14 protein-coding genes are annotated in these 16130 nt (G+C 70.1%); 5 read left to right on the forward strand and 9 right to left on the reverse strand.

All coding sequences use genetic code 11. The features are described from left to right. Nucleotides 1-46: 46 nt before the first annotated feature. Complete coding sequence (locus HWX00_RS08880) at nucleotides 47-1240, reverse strand: acyl-CoA dehydrogenase family protein (protein WP_175029051.1); 1194 nt, start codon at nucleotides 1238-1240, stop codon at nucleotides 47-49. 195 nt (nucleotides 1241-1435) lie between these two features. On the opposite strand from HWX00_RS08880, the gene HWX00_RS08885 reads away from it, so the two are divergent. Continuing rightward, on the forward strand, nucleotides 1436-2965 hold the full coding sequence (locus HWX00_RS08885) for a sensor histidine kinase (RefSeq protein ID WP_226193656.1): 1530 nt from the start codon (nucleotides 1436-1438) through the stop codon (nucleotides 2963-2965). Between the two features lie 44 nt (nucleotides 2966-3009). Here HWX00_RS08885 and HWX00_RS08890 read toward each other — a convergent pair whose 3' ends face one another. The 3 genes from HWX00_RS08890 to HWX00_RS08900 all read right to left on the reverse strand — a co-directional run bounded on the left by HWX00_RS08890 (nucleotide 3010) and on the right by HWX00_RS08900 (nucleotide 5245). Beyond that, nucleotides 3010-3396 (reverse strand): tautomerase family protein, encoded by a 387-nt coding sequence (locus HWX00_RS08890; protein WP_034188311.1) that lies wholly within the window; start codon nucleotides 3394-3396, stop codon nucleotides 3010-3012. 65 nt (nucleotides 3397-3461) lie between these two features. Continuing rightward, nucleotides 3462-3965 carry an aromatic-ring-hydroxylating dioxygenase subunit beta gene (locus HWX00_RS08895; protein ID WP_049030802.1) on the reverse strand — a complete coding sequence of 168 codons (504 nt, stop codon included), beginning with the start codon at nucleotides 3963-3965 and terminating at the stop codon, nucleotides 3462-3464. Further along, nucleotides 3962-5245 carry an aromatic ring-hydroxylating oxygenase subunit alpha gene (locus HWX00_RS08900; RefSeq protein WP_175028476.1) on the reverse strand — a complete coding sequence of 428 codons (1284 nt, stop codon included), beginning with the start codon at nucleotides 5243-5245 and terminating at the stop codon, nucleotides 3962-3964. Before HWX00_RS08900 ends, HWX00_RS08895 begins: the two co-directional genes overlap by 4 nt. Before the next feature lie 139 nt (nucleotides 5246-5384). On the opposite strand from HWX00_RS08900, the gene HWX00_RS08905 reads away from it, so the two are divergent. Then, complete coding sequence (locus HWX00_RS08905; protein WP_049030804.1) at nucleotides 5385-6305, forward strand: LysR family transcriptional regulator; 921 nt, start codon at nucleotides 5385-5387, stop codon at nucleotides 6303-6305. Nucleotides 6306-6329: 24 nt separating this feature from the next. Here the strand turns inward: HWX00_RS08905 and HWX00_RS08910 are convergent, their stop codons facing one another. Further along, the gene (locus HWX00_RS08910; RefSeq protein WP_034188307.1) at nucleotides 6330-7319 is read right to left on the reverse strand and encodes a PDR/VanB family oxidoreductase; all 990 of its coding nucleotides are present in this window, start codon (nucleotides 7317-7319) and stop codon (nucleotides 6330-6332) included. Between the two features lie 151 nt (nucleotides 7320-7470). Further along, nucleotides 7471-8868 carry a spinster family MFS transporter gene (locus HWX00_RS08915; RefSeq protein ID WP_069704515.1) on the reverse strand — a complete coding sequence of 466 codons (1398 nt, stop codon included), beginning with the start codon at nucleotides 8866-8868 and terminating at the stop codon, nucleotides 7471-7473. Between the two features lie 410 nt (nucleotides 8869-9278). Between HWX00_RS08915 and HWX00_RS08920 the strand changes: the two genes are divergently transcribed. Further along, nucleotides 9279-10397 (forward strand): porin, encoded by a 1119-nt coding sequence (locus HWX00_RS08920; protein WP_124608057.1) that lies wholly within the window; start codon nucleotides 9279-9281, stop codon nucleotides 10395-10397. 32 nt (nucleotides 10398-10429) lie between these two features. On the opposite strand, the gene HWX00_RS08925 is transcribed toward HWX00_RS08920, so the two are convergent. Next, entirely contained in the window at nucleotides 10430-11467 is a 1038-nt protein-coding gene (locus HWX00_RS08925) for a LysR family transcriptional regulator (protein WP_175028475.1), read from the reverse strand. Beyond that, nucleotides 11464-12432 carry an AraC family transcriptional regulator gene (locus HWX00_RS08930; protein ID WP_175028474.1) on the reverse strand — a complete coding sequence of 323 codons (969 nt, stop codon included), beginning with the start codon at nucleotides 12430-12432 and terminating at the stop codon, nucleotides 11464-11466. Before HWX00_RS08930 ends, HWX00_RS08925 begins: the two co-directional genes overlap by 4 nt. Before the next feature lie 149 nt (nucleotides 12433-12581). Between HWX00_RS08930 and HWX00_RS08935 the strand changes: the two genes are divergently transcribed. After that, the gene (locus tag HWX00_RS08935) at nucleotides 12582-13688 is read left to right on the forward strand and encodes an NAD/NADP-dependent octopine/nopaline dehydrogenase family protein (RefSeq protein WP_124608054.1); all 1107 of its coding nucleotides are present in this window, start codon (nucleotides 12582-12584) and stop codon (nucleotides 13686-13688) included. Next, nucleotides 13685-14695 carry a 3-hydroxybutyryl-CoA dehydrogenase gene (locus HWX00_RS08940; protein ID WP_175028473.1) on the forward strand — a complete coding sequence of 337 codons (1011 nt, stop codon included), beginning with the start codon at nucleotides 13685-13687 and terminating at the stop codon, nucleotides 14693-14695. The genes HWX00_RS08935 and HWX00_RS08940 overlap by 4 nt, the downstream gene beginning before the upstream one ends. Before the next feature lie 11 nt (nucleotides 14696-14706). Here HWX00_RS08940 and HWX00_RS08945 read toward each other — a convergent pair whose 3' ends face one another. Continuing rightward, entirely contained in the window at nucleotides 14707-16044 is a 1338-nt protein-coding gene (locus HWX00_RS08945) for an MFS transporter (protein ID WP_175028472.1), read from the reverse strand. Between the last annotated feature and the right edge of the window lie 86 nt (nucleotides 16045-16130).

A 16130-nucleotide genomic window follows, 5' to 3' on the forward strand; every position in this document is an offset into this window, starting at 1 on the left:
CGGCCGGCGATCATGCGTGTTCAGGAACGGCTTCGGTCGACACGGGTCACAGATAGCCGGGAAACGGCGTCACGCCGGTGAACACCGCACCCGCGCCGTCGAAGTTGCCTTCGCCGAGAAACGCGTGCTGCGTGACGACCATCGCGTCGCGCAGCAGCCGCTGCAGCGGATGCGTGCGATAGATCGCCGCCGTGCCGCCGAGGCGGTACGCGCGTTCGACGACGCTCGCGCCTTCGCGTGCGATCTGCGTGGCCGCGAGCCGCAGCAGGCTGACCTGCTCGGGCGTCACCGGATTGCCGGCGAGGATCGATCGCCACACGGTGTCGGTCGCGTCGTAAAAAAACGCGCGCGCCGAGCGCAGTTGCGCCTCGGCCTTCGCGAGCTCGATGCGGTAGTACGCGCGATCGGCGAGACGCGGTGCGCCGGTCGTCGTTTGCCGGCCGCCCGACATCCGGTTCACGACGTCGAGCGCCGCGCGCGCGAGGCCGAGGTTGACGACGGCCAGCACCTGCGCCGCGTACGCGACGGTCGGGTAGCGGTACAGCGGCTCGTCGACGGTCGGTTCGCCGCCGCGTACGAAGGTCCACGCTTCCGGCACGAAGCGGTCGTCGATGCGCAGGTCGTGGCTGCCGGTGCCCTGCATGCCGACCACGTTCCAGTTCTCGACGATCTCGACGTCGGCCGCGCGGAACACGGCCGTGCGCGGCTTGTTCGGTGCGGCGTCCTGTGCGCCCGGCACGGCGATGCCGACACCGAGCCAGTCGGCGCCCTTGCAGCCGCTCGCGAATTTCCACGTGCCGTTCACGCGCCAGCCGCCCGGCGCGGCCTGCGCCGGCTGCACCGGGAACAGGCCGCCCGCGAACACCTGGTCGGGACCGCTCGCGTACAGCTCGGCCTGCGTCTCGAGCGGCAGCGCCGCGAGATAGACGTTCGCGGAGCCGAAGCTCGCGACCCACGCGGCCGACCCGTCGGCCGTCGCGATGCGCTCGATCATGTCGAGGAACGCGGTCGGCGCGAGCGCGTCGCCGCCGAAGCGACGCGGCGTGCCCGCGCGATAGATGCCGGCCTGCTTGAACAGCGCGATCACGTCGCGCGGCACGTGCGACAGACGGTCGAATTCTTCACGGCGCGCGGCGACGGTCTCGATCACCGCGTCGAGCGGCGACAACGGCGCGGCCATGGAACCTGCCACGGACGGCGAGGACGGCGCGGGTTCGATGGCGAGGGCGGCTTGCGGCATGGTTGTCTCCTGGGCGGACAAGGGTTCGGATGCGGGTGGCATGCGTGCCGTGCGGGGCTGGACCTGCGGCACGACGATGCAGCCAGTCTAGAAACGCCGAAAACACGCAGCAATTGGTGCGTTGGGCCGTGCGACTGGTGACGTTCCGGGCCGGCCTAAAGAAATCTTCAGGTGCGATCGGCGCGCGCCGGTGCTATGTTGGATTTCCGGCCGCGCGATGCCGCGCGCCTTCATCCGGATCCGATCATGAGTTTCCCCGAAGACGACGATTTCCACCGGCTGCTCGACGCGCTGACGACCTGCGTGCTGCTGCACGACGCGCGGACGAAGGCGATCGTGTGGGCGAATCGCGCCGCGTGCATCGCGCTCGGTTTCTCCGTCGAGGAGTTGCTGCCGCTGAAGGCGCCGGACATGACGCGGCCCGAGCCGAAATACCAGCGCGAGATCGCGGTGAGTGCCTGGGATCGTGCGCTCGTCGACGGGCCGCAGGTGTACGAGTGGTGCTATCGCTCGCGTACGGGCGTCGACATGCTGTCCGAGGCCACCGCCACCTACGTGCCGCTGCGCGGGCGCGACGTCGTGATGGTGCAGTTCCGCGACATCAGCGCGGAAGAGGCGGTTCGCCGGCAGTTGCGCCGCTACGAGGCGCGGCTGCGCGAGTTCATGCAGGATCTCGACGAAGGCATCGCGGTCGTGACGCCGCACGGCGGCGTGCAGTTCATCAGCGAATCGGGCCGCCGCGTGCTCGGGCTCGCGCCCGACGAACCGCTCGGCGCGGTGCTCGACTACTGTTCCGCGGCCGATCGCGACCGGCTCGTCGCACAACTGCGCGATGCGCCGTCGGCGTACCCGTCCGCGCCGCAGCGCTACCGGATCGTGCGGCGCGACGGCTCGCCGTGCTGGCTGCGCATCCTGTGCCGGCAGGTCGAGATCGAAGGCGATCTCGACGGGCTGCTCGTGCAGTTCCGCGACGTGAGCGACGAAGTCGCGATCGAGGACGCGCGGCGTGCGGAGGCGCGGATGCTCGAATACGCGGGCCGCTACAACGCGATGGGCGAGATGGCGAGCGTGATCGCGCACGAGCTGAGCCAGCCGCTCGCGGCCGTGCGCAACTTCATCGAGGGCGCGGTGCGGCGGCTGAACGGCAACGGCGCCGTCGACGACGCGATCTGGGGGCTGCGCAGCGCGGACCGGCAAGCCGAGCACGCGGCGCTGATCATCAAGAGCGTGCGCGAATTCATCGTGAAGCGCGAGCCGGTCGTCGCGGTCGCCGACCTGCGCGACATCCTTGCCGATGTCGCTTACTTCATCGAGCTGCGCGCGAAGGAAGCCGGCGTGACGGTCGCGCTCGTGCAGGCCGACGTGCCGCTGCCGATCCGCTGCGAGCGCGTGCTGATCGGGCAGGTGATCCTGAATCTCGCGTTCAACGCGATCGAGGCGTTCGCCGGCTGCGAGCGCCTGCCGCGTACGCTGACGCTCGCGACGGCAAACCTCGCCGGGCATGCGGAGCTGCGCGCGATCGACAACGGTCCCGGCATCGCGGAAGGTGCGCACGACCGGTTGTTCGACGGTTTCTCGTCGTCGAAAGCCGGCGGCAACGGCATCGGGTTGTCGCTGTGCAAGAGCATCGTCACGCGTCACGGCGGGCGGATCGCCGCGAGCCCGGCCGGCGGCGGCGGGCTCGACTGCCGCGTGACGTTGCCGCTCGCCGGCGCACCCGCGTAGCCGCCGCGTCGCGTCGCGGCCGGGCAGCGACGCGCGGCGCGCGCTCATCGTCCCAGCGCCCGCGCGGTCTGGCCGCCGATGCCGAAGTCGGTGGCCGGAATGTCCTTGATGATCACGCGCGTGGCTTGAAGCGGCGCGTCGAGCACGCTCGCGCCCGCGTCGGACAGCGCGGCGATCAGCGCGCGTTTCCGTGCGTCGGTGCGGCCGGCGATCAGGATCGCGACGATCACCGGCAGCGACGGCGGCGCGCCGTCCGCGGCACTGCGGCCGCCGAGGCCGACATGCGTCGCGGGCAGCTCGGTGAGCAGCACGCGCACGGATTCGGCCGGTGCGCCGATCGCGTCGACGGTCGCACCGGTCAGCCGCGCGATCAGCTCGGCCTTGCGTGCGTCGTCATGGCCGGCCGGCAGGAAAACTTCGAGTGTGGGCATGGTGGTCCGGAAAGGTGAAGGTTGCCGGCTCACCTTTGCACTTGCAGCGGTGAACCGGCCGCGGCTTACAGCAGGAAGCCGATCGCGCTGAGTGCTTCGGTCGAGTCGATCAGGCGCACGACCTTCTCCGCGATCCGCATCTCGCCTTCGGCATCGACGTGCAGCGTGTGCGTGACGTCGGCCGCGAACAGCGTCGCGGCGCCGCGCTTGTACGCGACGACGACCTGCGCCGATTTCAGCGCGACGGTGTCGGCGCCGCCGCTTTCCAGCGTGAAGCGCGACACGGTGCGCACCGTGCGCGCCGCGTCGGTCGCCGAGGCCGAATAGCCGGACACCATCCGCTGCACGCGCTTCTCGCGCATGTCGTGGTCGTCGAACACGTAGTTCAGCGTCGCCGCGAAATCGGTCGCATCGGGGTCGATCGGCACCACGTAGTGGCCGGCGGGCTCCCACAAGTCGAGCCAGGCGCGGTAGTCGCGGCGGTCGAGCATCTCGGCTTCGCGCCACACGAATTCGACCGCGCGGGCGAAGGTCTGCTCGGAAAAGAGGGCGTTGCGGTCGTCCATCATCGTTGCTCCATCATCTTGCGCCATTGCTGGTAGGCCTCGCGCATGCCGGTCTCGTCGGTCGCATGGGCGGTCTTTTCGCCGTTCGCGGCGGTCGTTTCGCGGTTCAGCCCGCGGTTCACGAGGATCGGCACGTCGGGGCCCGCATGCGCGCCGCGCTGCACGCGCTCCCACGCTTCCGCGTCGTCGGGGCTGCCGAACCCGAACGGGCCCTGGAAGTGCTCGTGAATCCGCAACCGCTCGCGGTTCGCTTCGTCGGGGCCGCCGTCCATCGCGAGCGCGACGTGGCGAATCTCGGTTTCGTTCGCGGAGATCGGCCGCAGCACGCGGAAGAACGCCATCGACAGCGCGAGGTTCGGGAACAGGTTCAGGTTGAAGCCGACGCCCATCAGCGAGCGCACGATGCGGCGCACCTCGTCCGGCGCGTGACGTTCGGCGAGCGTGGCCGCGAGCGGCGCGAAGCGCTCGGGCAGCGGCGCGCCGTCGTCTTCGTCGAGATCGATCAGCTCGGGCATCAGCACCGCGAGGCTGTGGCCGTTGCCGAGCCCGCGGCAGAACGCGTCCTCGCTCGTCATGAAGCTCGTGATCGCGGCGGCCGTCTCGTCGTCGATCGACTTCATCCACGACTTGTGCACGACCGGAAAGTGGTAGAGATCGGTGGTGTTCTCGAGCTGGATCTTCCAGTTGCCCTTGAACTTGAACTTGTGCTCGCCGTTCGCCTTGATCGGGTAACCGGCGCCCTGTTTCATGAACAGGTCGATCCACGGCTTCGCGCCGCCGAGGAAATCCTCGAGCGGCTCGACGGCGTCGTTGAAGCTCGCGAAGATCAGCCCCTGGTACACGCCGACGCGCAGCTTCACGAGCGGCAGGTCGCCCTTCTCGCACACGCCTTCGTAGCCGTCGCCGTACGGCAGCGCGCGCAGCGTGCCGTCGAGTGCGTACGACCAGCTGTGATACGGGCATGTGAAGCCTTTCGCGTTGCCCTTGTGCGCTTCGCACACGGTCGCGCCGCGATGGCGGCAGCGGTTCTGCAGCACGTTGATTTCACCCGTCCTGTCGCGTACGACGATCACCGGCTGGCGGCCGATCGTCGTCGTGACGAAGTCGCCCGGGTTCGGCAGCTCGCTTTCGTGCGCGACCCAGATCCAGGTGCGGTAGAAGATGCGGTCGAGCTCGGCTTCGAACAGCGCGGGGTCGTGATACATCGCGGGCGCGATGCGGTCGGGTTGCACGAGACCGTGCAGCGCACGGGTGTCGATCGTCTGGTAGGCAATGTCGCTCATCGTCGTCGTGGGGAAAGAGCTGCGAAATCGGGCCGCGTCGCGCGCGGCATCGAGTACCCAGTCTCGTCTTCCGCTATATATCCGTCAAATTGATCTAAAATTGGCCGTTCAATAAATGCGGCAAATGATGGAGGCTACAATGACGTCGGTCGATCATCTCGATCTGAACCTGTTGCGCGTATTCCAGGCGATCGTCGAGGAGCGCAGCCTGACGAAGGCCGGCGAGCGGCTTGCGCTGTCGCAGCCGGCCGTCAGCTATTCGCTCGGCCGGCTGCGCACGCTGTTCGACGATCCGCTGTTCGTGCGCACGCGCTCGGGCATGCAGCCGACGCCGGTCGCGCTGGAGCTGGCCGGCATCGTCGGCAAGGCGCTCGACATGGTGCGCGTGGCGCTGCGCTACGCGGAGCGTTTCGATCCGGCCACCAGCACGCGCACGTTCCGGCTGTCGCTGTCGGATGCGGGCGAGATGGCGTACCTGCCGGCGATCTGCCGGGCGCTGCGCGAGCGCGCGCCGCGCGTGACGCTGAGCGTGCAGCCGCTGCCGGTGGAGGAGATCGAGGAAGCGTTGCGGGCGAGCCGGCTGGATTTCGCGATCGGCAACCTGCCGGAGCTGATGCCGCGCACGCGTCACCAGGTGCTGTTCGAGGAAACCTACGTGTGCATGACGGGCCGCCGGCGCGGGTTGCCGGCCGGCGCCGCGCTGGGTCTCGAGCCATTCGTGCGCGCCGCGCACGTCAACGTGAAGTCGGTCGAGCACAGCCATCACGCGCTCGACGACGCATTGCGCGCGCAGGGCGTGGGCCGCAACATCGCGCTGGAAGTCCCGCACTTCGTCGCGCTGCCGAGCGTGCTGTCGGTCACCGATCTCTATGCGACGCTGCCGAGGCGGCTCGCGCAGATCCTGAACCGCGACAACGCGTTCCGCCTCTATGACCTGCCCGTCATGCTGCCGCCCGCACCGGTGACGATGCACTGGCACGAGCATTTCCACGAGGACGAGGGCAACGCATGGATGCGTGCGCTGCTCGCCGAGATCGTCGAGCGTTTCGACGACGCATGACGGCCGCGACGCGCGCGTCGAATCTCAGAGATCGAGCACCAGCACCGCCGAGCGCGCGCGCGACACGCAGCAGCAGATCACCGTGTTGCTCGCGCGTTCGGCCTTGCTGAGGCAGTGGTCGCGATGATCGGGCTCGCCGTCGAGGACGGGCACCATGCAGGTGCCGCACACGCCTTCGCCGCATGACGTATCGACTTCGATGCCGATGCGCGCGAGCGCGTCGACGATCGACGTGTCGGGCGTCACGCGCACCGATTGTCCGCTGCGTTGCAGCCGTACCTCGAAGCCGTCGACCGGACCGGGATCGGCGCCGGTCTTGCCCGCCTCGGCGGCGACGGGTTCCGCCGCGAAACGTTCGAGATGGATCGAATCGTCGGGCACGCGCGTCGCGGCCGCCGCGACGACCGCGTCCATGAACGGCCCCGGGCCGCACGTGTAGACATGCGCGCGAGCATCGATCGGTGCGACGCAGCGGCCGAGTTCGGCCGCGAGCGTATCGGGCTCGACACCGTAGTGGAACGTCACGTGCGGCGCGAACGGCTCGGCCGACAGCGCGTCGACAAAGGCCGCGTGCTCGCGGCTGCGTGCGAAGTAATGCAACTGGTAGCGCGCGCCGCGCTTGTGCAGCGCGTACGCCATCGACAGCAGCGGCGTGATGCCGATGCCGGCCGCGATCAGCACGTGCTCGCTCGCGTCGTCCGTCAGGCGAAACAGGTTGCGCGGCGCGCCGATCGACAGCTCGGCGCCGACGGCCACGTCGTCGTGCAGCGAACGCGAGCCGCCGCGCGACCGCGCTTCCTTCTTCACCGCGAACAGGTAGCTGCCGCGCTCGTCGGGGTCGCCGCACAGCGAGTATTGCCGCGTGATGCCGGACGGCGCGGTGACGTCGATATGGGCGCCCGGTTCGTACGCGTCGAACGGCTGGCCGTCGACGCGCGAAACCCGGAAACAGCGGATGTCCTGCGCCGCGTCGATCAGCGCGTCGATCCGGACCTGGTGGCGGTTCGCTTGCATGGAAAATTCCGTGGGGTAGGAGGAGCGCGGCGCGGCAGGCACCGCGCCGTCATGCGATCGAGAATAGGGACGGGCGTCGCATAAATCAAATCGATTAAAAAGCAATGTCCTAATCAGTGGGGCGGATAATGGTCGGTTGGCGCGATGGCGCTCACCGCACGGCGATCGCGTCGCCCGCATCGGCTGCCGGCAGCGGCGCCGCCGCTGCCTGGCCGCGTTCGCGATCGAGGCTGCGGCGATAGTGCCGGCAGCCGGCGGCGAGCAGCAGCGCCGCGAGCGTGGCCGCCGCGACGTTGACGATCGACATCGAATGGCCGACCGCGGCCGGCGCGCCGAACACCCGATCGGTGAACAGCGCGACGACGGTCGTGCCGATCCCGAGCGCGATCAGGTTCGACACGAGCAGGAACAGCGCGGAGATCTGCGCGCGCATCTGGTTCGGCGCGAGCGTCTGCATCGCGGCGGTCGACGTCGGCATCGGGAACGACGCGAAGAACATCGCGACGACGAGCATGGCCAGCGACGCCGGCAGGCTGTCGAGCTGCGTGAACAGCGTGGCGGGAATCACCATGCAGGCGGCGCCGAGCGCGCCCGCGCGCATCGGCGCATCGGCACGGCCGCGCCGCAGCAGCCAGTCGTTGAGCCAGCCGCCGCAGAACACGCCGGCCGTGTTCGCGACCAGCAGCACGATGCCGAGCGTGTAGCCGGCTTCGACGGCCGTCATCCCGAAGCGGCGGATATAGAACGCGGGCGTCCAGCTCAGCAGGCAGTACAGCGTCATCGCATAGAACGAGAAACCGAGGTAGTGGCACGAGAAGGTCGCCCGATGCGTGCCGACGAAGCGCAGCGAGTCGCGCATCGACACGCGCCGCACGGCGCCCGAGCGATCCTGCGCGAGCCCCTTGCGCTGCGGGTCGCGCACGGTCGCGGCGAATAGCAGCGCGACGAGGATCCCCGGCAGCCCGACGATCAGGAACGTGACCTGCCATGCATGCACCTGCCCGACGACGGGCAGCGTGAACGCGCTCGCATGCTTGAGCAGCGCGATCACGTAGCCGCCGATCAGGAACGCGACGCCGCCGCCGATGAACGAGCCGAGCGAATACACGGCGATCGCGCGCCCGAGCTTCTCCTTCGGGAAGTAGTCGGCGAGCATCGAATACGCGCCGGGCGACAGCGCGGCCTCGCCGACGCCCACGCCCATCCGCGCGACGAACATCTGCACGAACTGCTGGCTGAGCCCGCATGCGGCCGTCGCGACGCTCCACAGCGCGATGCCGAGCGAGATGATGCGCGGGCGCGCATAACGATCGGCGAGATACGCGACGGGCAGCCCCATCACCGCGTAGAACAGCGAGAACGCGAAGCCGTTGAGCAGGCTGAACTGCGTGTCGGACAAGTGCAGGTCGCGCTTGATCGGCTCGATCATCAGCACGAGGACCTGGCGGTCGACGAACGAAAAGACGTACGCGAGCATGCAGATGACGACGACATACCATTCGTACGTATAGCGCTTGCCGTCGGCAGCGCGGGCCGGGGATGCGGACATGCGGATTCTCCAGGAGCGGGCGGTGGAAAAGCGCGGCAGCGGCCTTGCGGGCCGGGCGCCGTCGCGGCGCGAAAGCGTGCGGGTGACACGATCGGAGACGCAGCGTAGTCGGCCAAATTCGGCTGCCATAGGCGGAGTGACAGCGGCGCCACACGGACATTTACCGACCCGGATAAAGAAAACACCGAGGCCGTGCTCACGGGCCGCCGCGCGGCACGCGTGCGGCGGGGCGCGCGCGCATCATGCGGCGCATCTATAAGCGTTATGGCGCGCATTGCGTCGACATCCGAAATTGTCGTTTCTAGACTCGGCCCGTTTTTGATCGGCAGCGTTGGCCGTTGGCGGCGAACGCGCATCACACCACGCGGCGCGGCGCCGACCGACGCCGGCACTTCTACGGGACGACGAAGATGAACCAACCGAACGGGCGGGCCGACCGGCTTGCCGTACCGCTTGCCGCGCTGCTCGCCTGCGCCGCGCTGCCGGCCGCCGCGCAATCGAGCGTGACGCTCTACGGCCGCATCGATACCGCGGTCGAATACGCGAATGCCGGGCCGAACCATGTGGCGCGCATGGGCAGCGGCAACTTGTGGGCGTCGCAGTGGGGGCTGAAGGGCGTCGAGGATCTCGGCGGCGGCTACGCGACGATCTTCAAGCTCGAGGACGGTTTCAACGCGGGCAGCGGCGCGCTGTCGAACGGCAGCGCGCTGTTCGGCCGCGAAGCGTGGGTCGGCATCACGGGGCCGTTCGGCGGCGTGCAGTTCGGCGAGCTTTACACGATCCTGCATACGACGCTCGTCACGTACAGCCTGCCGGGCCTCGGCGCGGGGCTCGCGTGGGGCAACGCGACCAACAATTTCGTCGGCCCCGCGTTCCTGCGCGTGCGCAACGCGATGCGCTACACGTCGCCGCGCTACGCGGGCTTCATGCTGCGCGCGATGGCCGCGCGCGGCACCAACGGCGCGGCCGGGCAGCCGGCGACGCTCGGCGACACGTATGGCGCGGGCATCAACTACGTGCGCGGCGGCCTGTCGGTCGACGTCGACTACATGCAGCAGAAGTTCAGCCCCGTGGCGGCCTCCGCGCTCGGCGACACCAGCCCGGCCGCGAACGGCAACTACACGCTCGGCGCGATTTCGTACGACTTCAACGTCGTGAAGGTCGCCGCGCTGTACCTGCGCCATCGCGGCGGCCCCGACGTCGCGGCCGCGATCGACAGCCAGAGCGCGTATCCGCACAGCGACATCATGGAGCTGAGCGCGACGGTGCCGATCGGGCGCGCGTCGCTGCTGTTGAGCGTCGGCCATTACCGGAAGGTCGCGGACAGCGACGGCAATGCCGATTCGTACGGCATCCGGTTCGACTATCCGCTGTCGAAGCGCACGGTGCTGTACACGGGCGCCGCGATGGTGCGCAACGGCGCGCATGCGCGCTTCGTCGTCAACGGCGCGGCGGGTGGCGGCGTCGCGGTCGCCAGGCCGGGCGCCACCGCCAGCTCGATCGTCGCGGGCATCCTCACGGCGTTCTGAGCGTCTCGCCCGCGCCGCGCCCGCTCGCGCCGCTACGCGCAGGCGGGCGGCTGCGGCGCGAGCCATGCGTCGAACGGCGCCTGCTCGCCGATGTTGAACAGCTCGAGCAGCAGCGCGCGCAGCCAGCGATGGCCGGGGTCCGCGTCGAAGCGCCGGTGCCAGTACGCGTTGACGGCCCATTCGCCGGCACCCGCGATCTCGTACAGCGCGCACGGCTGCCGCGCGGCGAACGTGATCGCGATCGTCTCCGGCAGGATCAGCGCGTAATCGCCGTGTTGCAGCAGCGCGGGCACCACCATGAAATCGGGCAACGCGGCGCGCACGCGCGGCATCAGCGCGTGCCGTTCGAGCAGTTGCATCGACTGCGGATGCGACGTGACCGCGACGAAGCGCAGCGCGTCGGGCGCGGCGCCGTCGAGCACGAAATCGTCGGGCAGCCCGGCGCGCCGCGCGGTGCGGCGCGGCATCAGCAGCACGCAGCGCTCGTGCAGCAGCGCGGTGCGCTGGAAGTGGCTCGAGGCGTCGGCGAAATGCCCGAGTGCGAAGTCGATGCGCCCCGATTCGAGCGCGACGTTGAGCTGGCATTCGTCGACGTGCAGCGTCTCGATCACCGCGCCCGGCGCGCGGCGGTCGAACGCGGCGAGCAGCGTCGGCAGGAACGCGCTCGCCGCGAAATCGCTCATATGCAGGCGGAACACGCGCTGCGTGCTGTCGGGCGTGAAACGCGACCCTTCGTCGAGCACGTCCTGCAGGATCGCGAGCGCCTTGTCGACCGAGATCGCGAGCCGCTGCGCGCGCGGCGTCGGTTCGACGCCGGTGCCGGTGCGCACGAACAGCGCGTCGCGGAACATCAGCCGCAGCCGGCCGAGCGCATGGCTGACCGACGGCTGCGTGACGCCGAGCCGTAGCGCCGCGCGGCCCACGTGCCGCTCCTCGTAGACCGCGCGAAACGTCTTCAACAGGTTGAGATCGAGATCCTGCACGCGCAAGCCGTCGGGCGAGTCGGCGTCGTGCGATGAAGGTTCGGGGCGGGCCGGCGTCAGCGGGCGGCCGGTTGCGGCGTGCATCATCGTGTCTGCCTCGCGGTAACGGAAGGCGCATGGCCGTAACGCCGCGCATAGGCCTTCGCGAAATGGCCGAAACCGTGGACGCCGTGCGCGATCAGCACGTCGGTCACGCTGCGCGCGTCGCCGCGTTGCAGCGCCGCGTGTACGGCCGTGAGCCGGCGTTCGCGCACGTACGCGGCGGGGGTGGTGTCCAGGAACGCGCGGAACGCGTGCTGCAGCGTGCGCGGGGCGACGCCCGCGACGGCCGCCAGCGCGGCGAGCGCGAGCGGCTCGCCGAGATGCGCATCGACGTGGTCGCACGCGCGGCGCACGTATGCCGGCAGCGGCGGCGTACGGTGCGCGAGCGCGTCGCTGTACGCATGCGGCAGGTGCGTGAGCAGCAGCGACATCAGCCACGCGGTGAGGTCCGCGCCGAATACGGGCGACGCGGTGCCGATGCCCGGCCGGGCGCCCAGCCGGCACAGGTATTCGAAGGTGGGCAAGACGAGCGCGGCGCCCGTGTCGCCGCTCGCGAGCGCGAACTGCAGCGGCCGCGTGAGTGTCGTCTGCAGCATGTCCTGCAGCTTGCGTTCGAGCGCGCCGCGCTCGAGGCGCAGCACGAGATTGCGGCAATCGGGGCTCGTGCGCAGGCGGCTCGCGCGCGCGGGCGACGACACCGTCAGCTCGCCGGGGCCCGCGCGCGCAACGACATTGCCGGCCCGCAGCTCGCACGCGCCGGCGAGCGTCAGCCTGAACAGGAAATGATCGGCGTCGTCGCCGAACTCGATGTGCGTTTCGCGGCCGTAGCAGAGTTCAAGCAGCGCGCCGTGGTGCAGCGGCACTTCGTACAGCTCCGCATGAAACGGATCGCGGCCGCACGCGGCCATCCGGTGCGGCCCGAGCCGGTGCGCGACCGCGCGTTCGACGTCGTCGGGCGCCTGCAGCGTGCCCAGCCGGTTCGGCGCATGGCGGGAAAGGGCGATGTCCATTCGTAGACCTCGTGGCGGATGCCGGGGCGCGGCGGGATGCGCAGCGCCGCGATTGCGTTGCGCGAACGGGCGTGTCGTTGCGCGTTTTGAAGCGACGCGGCGCGGGCCGCCGCGTAGTCTCGGAAACACTCAATCACCGGGAGACGGCAATGAAGGTATGTGTTCTGGGCGGCGGCCACGGCTGCCATGCGGCGGCCATCGACCTGCTCGAGAAGGGCCACGACGTGACGTGGTGGCGGCGCGACCGGGAGCCGCACGCGCGGCTGCGCGAGCTTGGCGTGCTGAACGTGACCGACTATCGCGGCAAGCGCGCGGTGACGCTCGGCGATGCGCCCGGCGCGATCCGCCTGACCGACGATCTCGCGGCCGCACTGCGCGGCGCGCGGCTCGTCGTGGTGCCGCTGCCGTCCACGTCGCACGATGCACTCGCCGCGCAGGTCGCGCCGCTGCTGGCGGACGGTCAGGTCGTGTTCCTGCCGCCGGGCACGTTCGGCAGCTTCGTGTTCGCGCGCGCGGCGGCCGATGCCGGCAACCGTTCGCGCGTCGCGTTCGCCGAAACGGGCACGCTGCCGTATCTCGTGCGCAAGCATGGCGACAACGAGGTGGTGATCAGCGCCTATGCGACGCGCCTGCCGACCGGCGTGTTGCCGGCGAGCGCGGCCGGCTGGGCGTTCGACGTGCTGCGCGCGGGCTATGCGTCGGTCGAGCCGGTCGAGGATGCGTTGTCCGGCGCGCTGATGAACGCAGGCCCGGTGATCCATCCGCCGTTGATCCTGATGAACGCCGGGCCGCTCGAGCACTTCGACGCGTGGGACATCCACAACGAGGGCACGCAGCCGTCGATCCGCCGCGTGACGAACGCGCTCGACGCCGAGCGCATCGCGGTGCGCGAAGCGCTCGGTTACCGCGCGCCGCATTTCCCGCTCGCGGATCACTACGCGGCCGAAGGGGACGAGTGGATGTACGGGCGCGGCGCGCACGGCAAGCTGACCGAGAGCGGCGACTGGCGCGAGAAGATCGATCTGCGCACGCATCGCTACATGCTCGAGGATACCCGGCTCGGGCTGTCGTTCGTCGTGTCGTGCGGGCGCCGGGCCGGCGTGCCGACGCCGGTCGCGCAGGGGCTGCTGAGCATCGCGAGCGCGGTCGCGGAGCGCGACCTGTACGCGGAAGGCCGCACGCTGGAGCGGCTCGGGCTGGCCGCGCTGTCGAACGACGCGCTGCGCGCGCTGCTCGGCAACGGGTACGCGGCATGAAGGCGGCCGCCGATGTGACGCGCATCCACGTGCTCGGCGCGGGGCGCATGGGGCAGGGGATCGCGCTCGTGTTCGCGTACGCGGGCCTCGACGTGACGCTGATCGACTTCAAGCGGCGCGATGCGGCCGGCTGGCGCGCGTTCGGCGAGCGCACGCGCGACGGGATCGCCAGGCCGCTGCACGCGCAGGTCGCGCTCGGCGGCATCGATGCCGCGCAGGCCGCAGCGGTCGTCGCGCGCATCGCGCTCGTCTCGCACGACGGCGCGGCGGACGCGGTGCGTGACGCCGATGTCGTGTTCGAGGCGCTGCCCGAGGTGCTGGACGCGAAAGCCGACGCGCTGCGCTGGCTCGGCGAGCACGTCGATGCGCGGGCAACGATCGCGTCGACCACATCGACGTTCGTCGTCACGGAACTGCAACGCCATGTCACGCATCCCGCGCGGATGCTGAACGCGCACTGGCTCAATCCCGCGCTGCTGATGCCGCTCGTCGAGATCAGCCGCAGCGACGCGACGGACCCGTCCGTCGTCGACATGCTTGCCGCGCTGCTCGGGCGCGTCGGCAAGAAGCCGGTGATCTGCGGGCCGGCGCCCGGCTATATCGTGCCACGCATCCAGGCGCTCGCGATGAACGAGGCCGCGCGGATGGTCGAGGAGGGCGTCGCCAGCGCGGAGGATATCGACACGGCGATCCGCACCGGCTTCGGGCCACGCTTCGCGGTGCTCGGGCTGCTCGAATTCATCGACTGGGGCGGCTGCGACATTCTGTACTACGCGTCGCGGTATCTGGCCGGCGAGATCGGCCCGCGCTTCGCCCCGGCCGCGAGCGTCGTGCGCAACATGGAAGCCGGGCGCGACGGCGTGCGTACCGGCGCGGGTTTCCACGACTATGCGGACGTCGACGTCCCCGCGTACATGCGGCAGCGGCTCGGCGAATTCGCGCGGCTGCTCGAGCACCTGGGGCTCGCGCCGGCGTTCGACGGCGCGCGGCGCGACGCCGGGCGCTGACCGTCGCGCGATCATGCGGCGTCGCCGCGTGAGCCGTCGGCGTGCGGGGTGCGCGTCTCGCGCATCACGCACAGGGTCGCGACGGTCACGAGGCCGAGCGCGACGAGGAACAGCGACACGGGCCACGACGCGTGATAGCGCGCGAGCAGCGCGGTGGCGATCAGCGGCGACATCCCGCCCGCGAAGATCGACGCGACCTCATGCCCGAGCGCGACGCCCGAGTAGCGTACCTCGGTGCTGAACAGCTCGCCGACGAGCGCGGGCAGCGTACCGATCATCGCGCCGTGGCTCACGGCCGTGCCGACCGTCAGCGCGAGCCAGACGAGCGGCGTCGCGCGCGTATCGAGCAGCCAGAAGAACGGAAACGCGCATGCGACGAGGCTCAGCGCGCCGATCAGGTACACGGGCTTGCGGCCGATCCGGTCGGACAGCCGGCCCCACGCGAGCATCGCGCCCATCTCGACGATCATCGCGATCATCACGCCGGTCAGCATCACGCCGTTCGGGATGCCGAGGTACTTGCCGTAGACGAGCGAGAACGCGAGAAAGATGTACGCACCGCCGTTCTCGGCCACGCGCAGCCCCATCGCGAGCAGGATTTCCTTCGGATGGCGGCGGATGCACTCGACGATCGGCAGGTGCGTGCGCGCGCCGCGCTGGCCGGCCTGCTCGAAGTCGCGGCTTTCCGGCAGGTGGCGGCGGATATAGATGCCGATCGCGAAGATGACGATGCTCGCGAGGAACGGCAGCCGCCAGCCCCAGGTGCGGAACAGGTCGTCCGGCAGCGTCTGCGCGGCCAGGAACGCGGCCGACGACAGGACGAAGCCGCCGCCCACGCCGAGCTGGCTCCACGCCGCGTAGTAGCCGCGCTGCTCCGGCGGCGCGTTCTCGCTGATCATCAGTACACCGCCGCCCCATTCGCCGCCGGACGCGATGCCCTGCAGCAGGCGCAGCACGACGAGCGCGGCCGGCGCCCACAACCCGATCTGCGCATAGGTCGGCAGCAGGCCGATCGCGAAGGTCGACGCGCCCATGATCAGCAGCGTCCACACGAGCGACGCCTTGCGCCCGTAACGATCGCCGACGTGGCCGAACACGATCCCGCCGAGCGGGCGCGCGACGAAGCCGAGCGCGAACGCCGCGAACGCGGCGAGGCTGCCCGCGAGCGGCGATGCGCCGGGCGGAAAGAACACATGGCCGAACACGAGCGCGGCAGCCGTGCCGTACACGAAGAAGTCATACCACTCCATCGCGTTGCCGGCGACGGAGGCGATGACGATCCGGCGCAGCTGCCGGTCGGCGAGCGGCCGGGCGGCGCTCGGGGATTGCACGGTGTCGGTCGGGTACATGGCGGACTCTGAAGGGGGCGGGCGCGTGCCGTCTCGTGCAGCACTGCGGGCTAGTGTTGTCGGCCCGCCGCGTCCCGGTCAAATCC

This window comes from Burkholderia seminalis DSM 23518 (genome assembly GCF_902832885.1).
Taxonomy (GTDB): Bacteria; Pseudomonadota; Gammaproteobacteria; order Burkholderiales; family Burkholderiaceae; genus Burkholderia; species Burkholderia seminalis.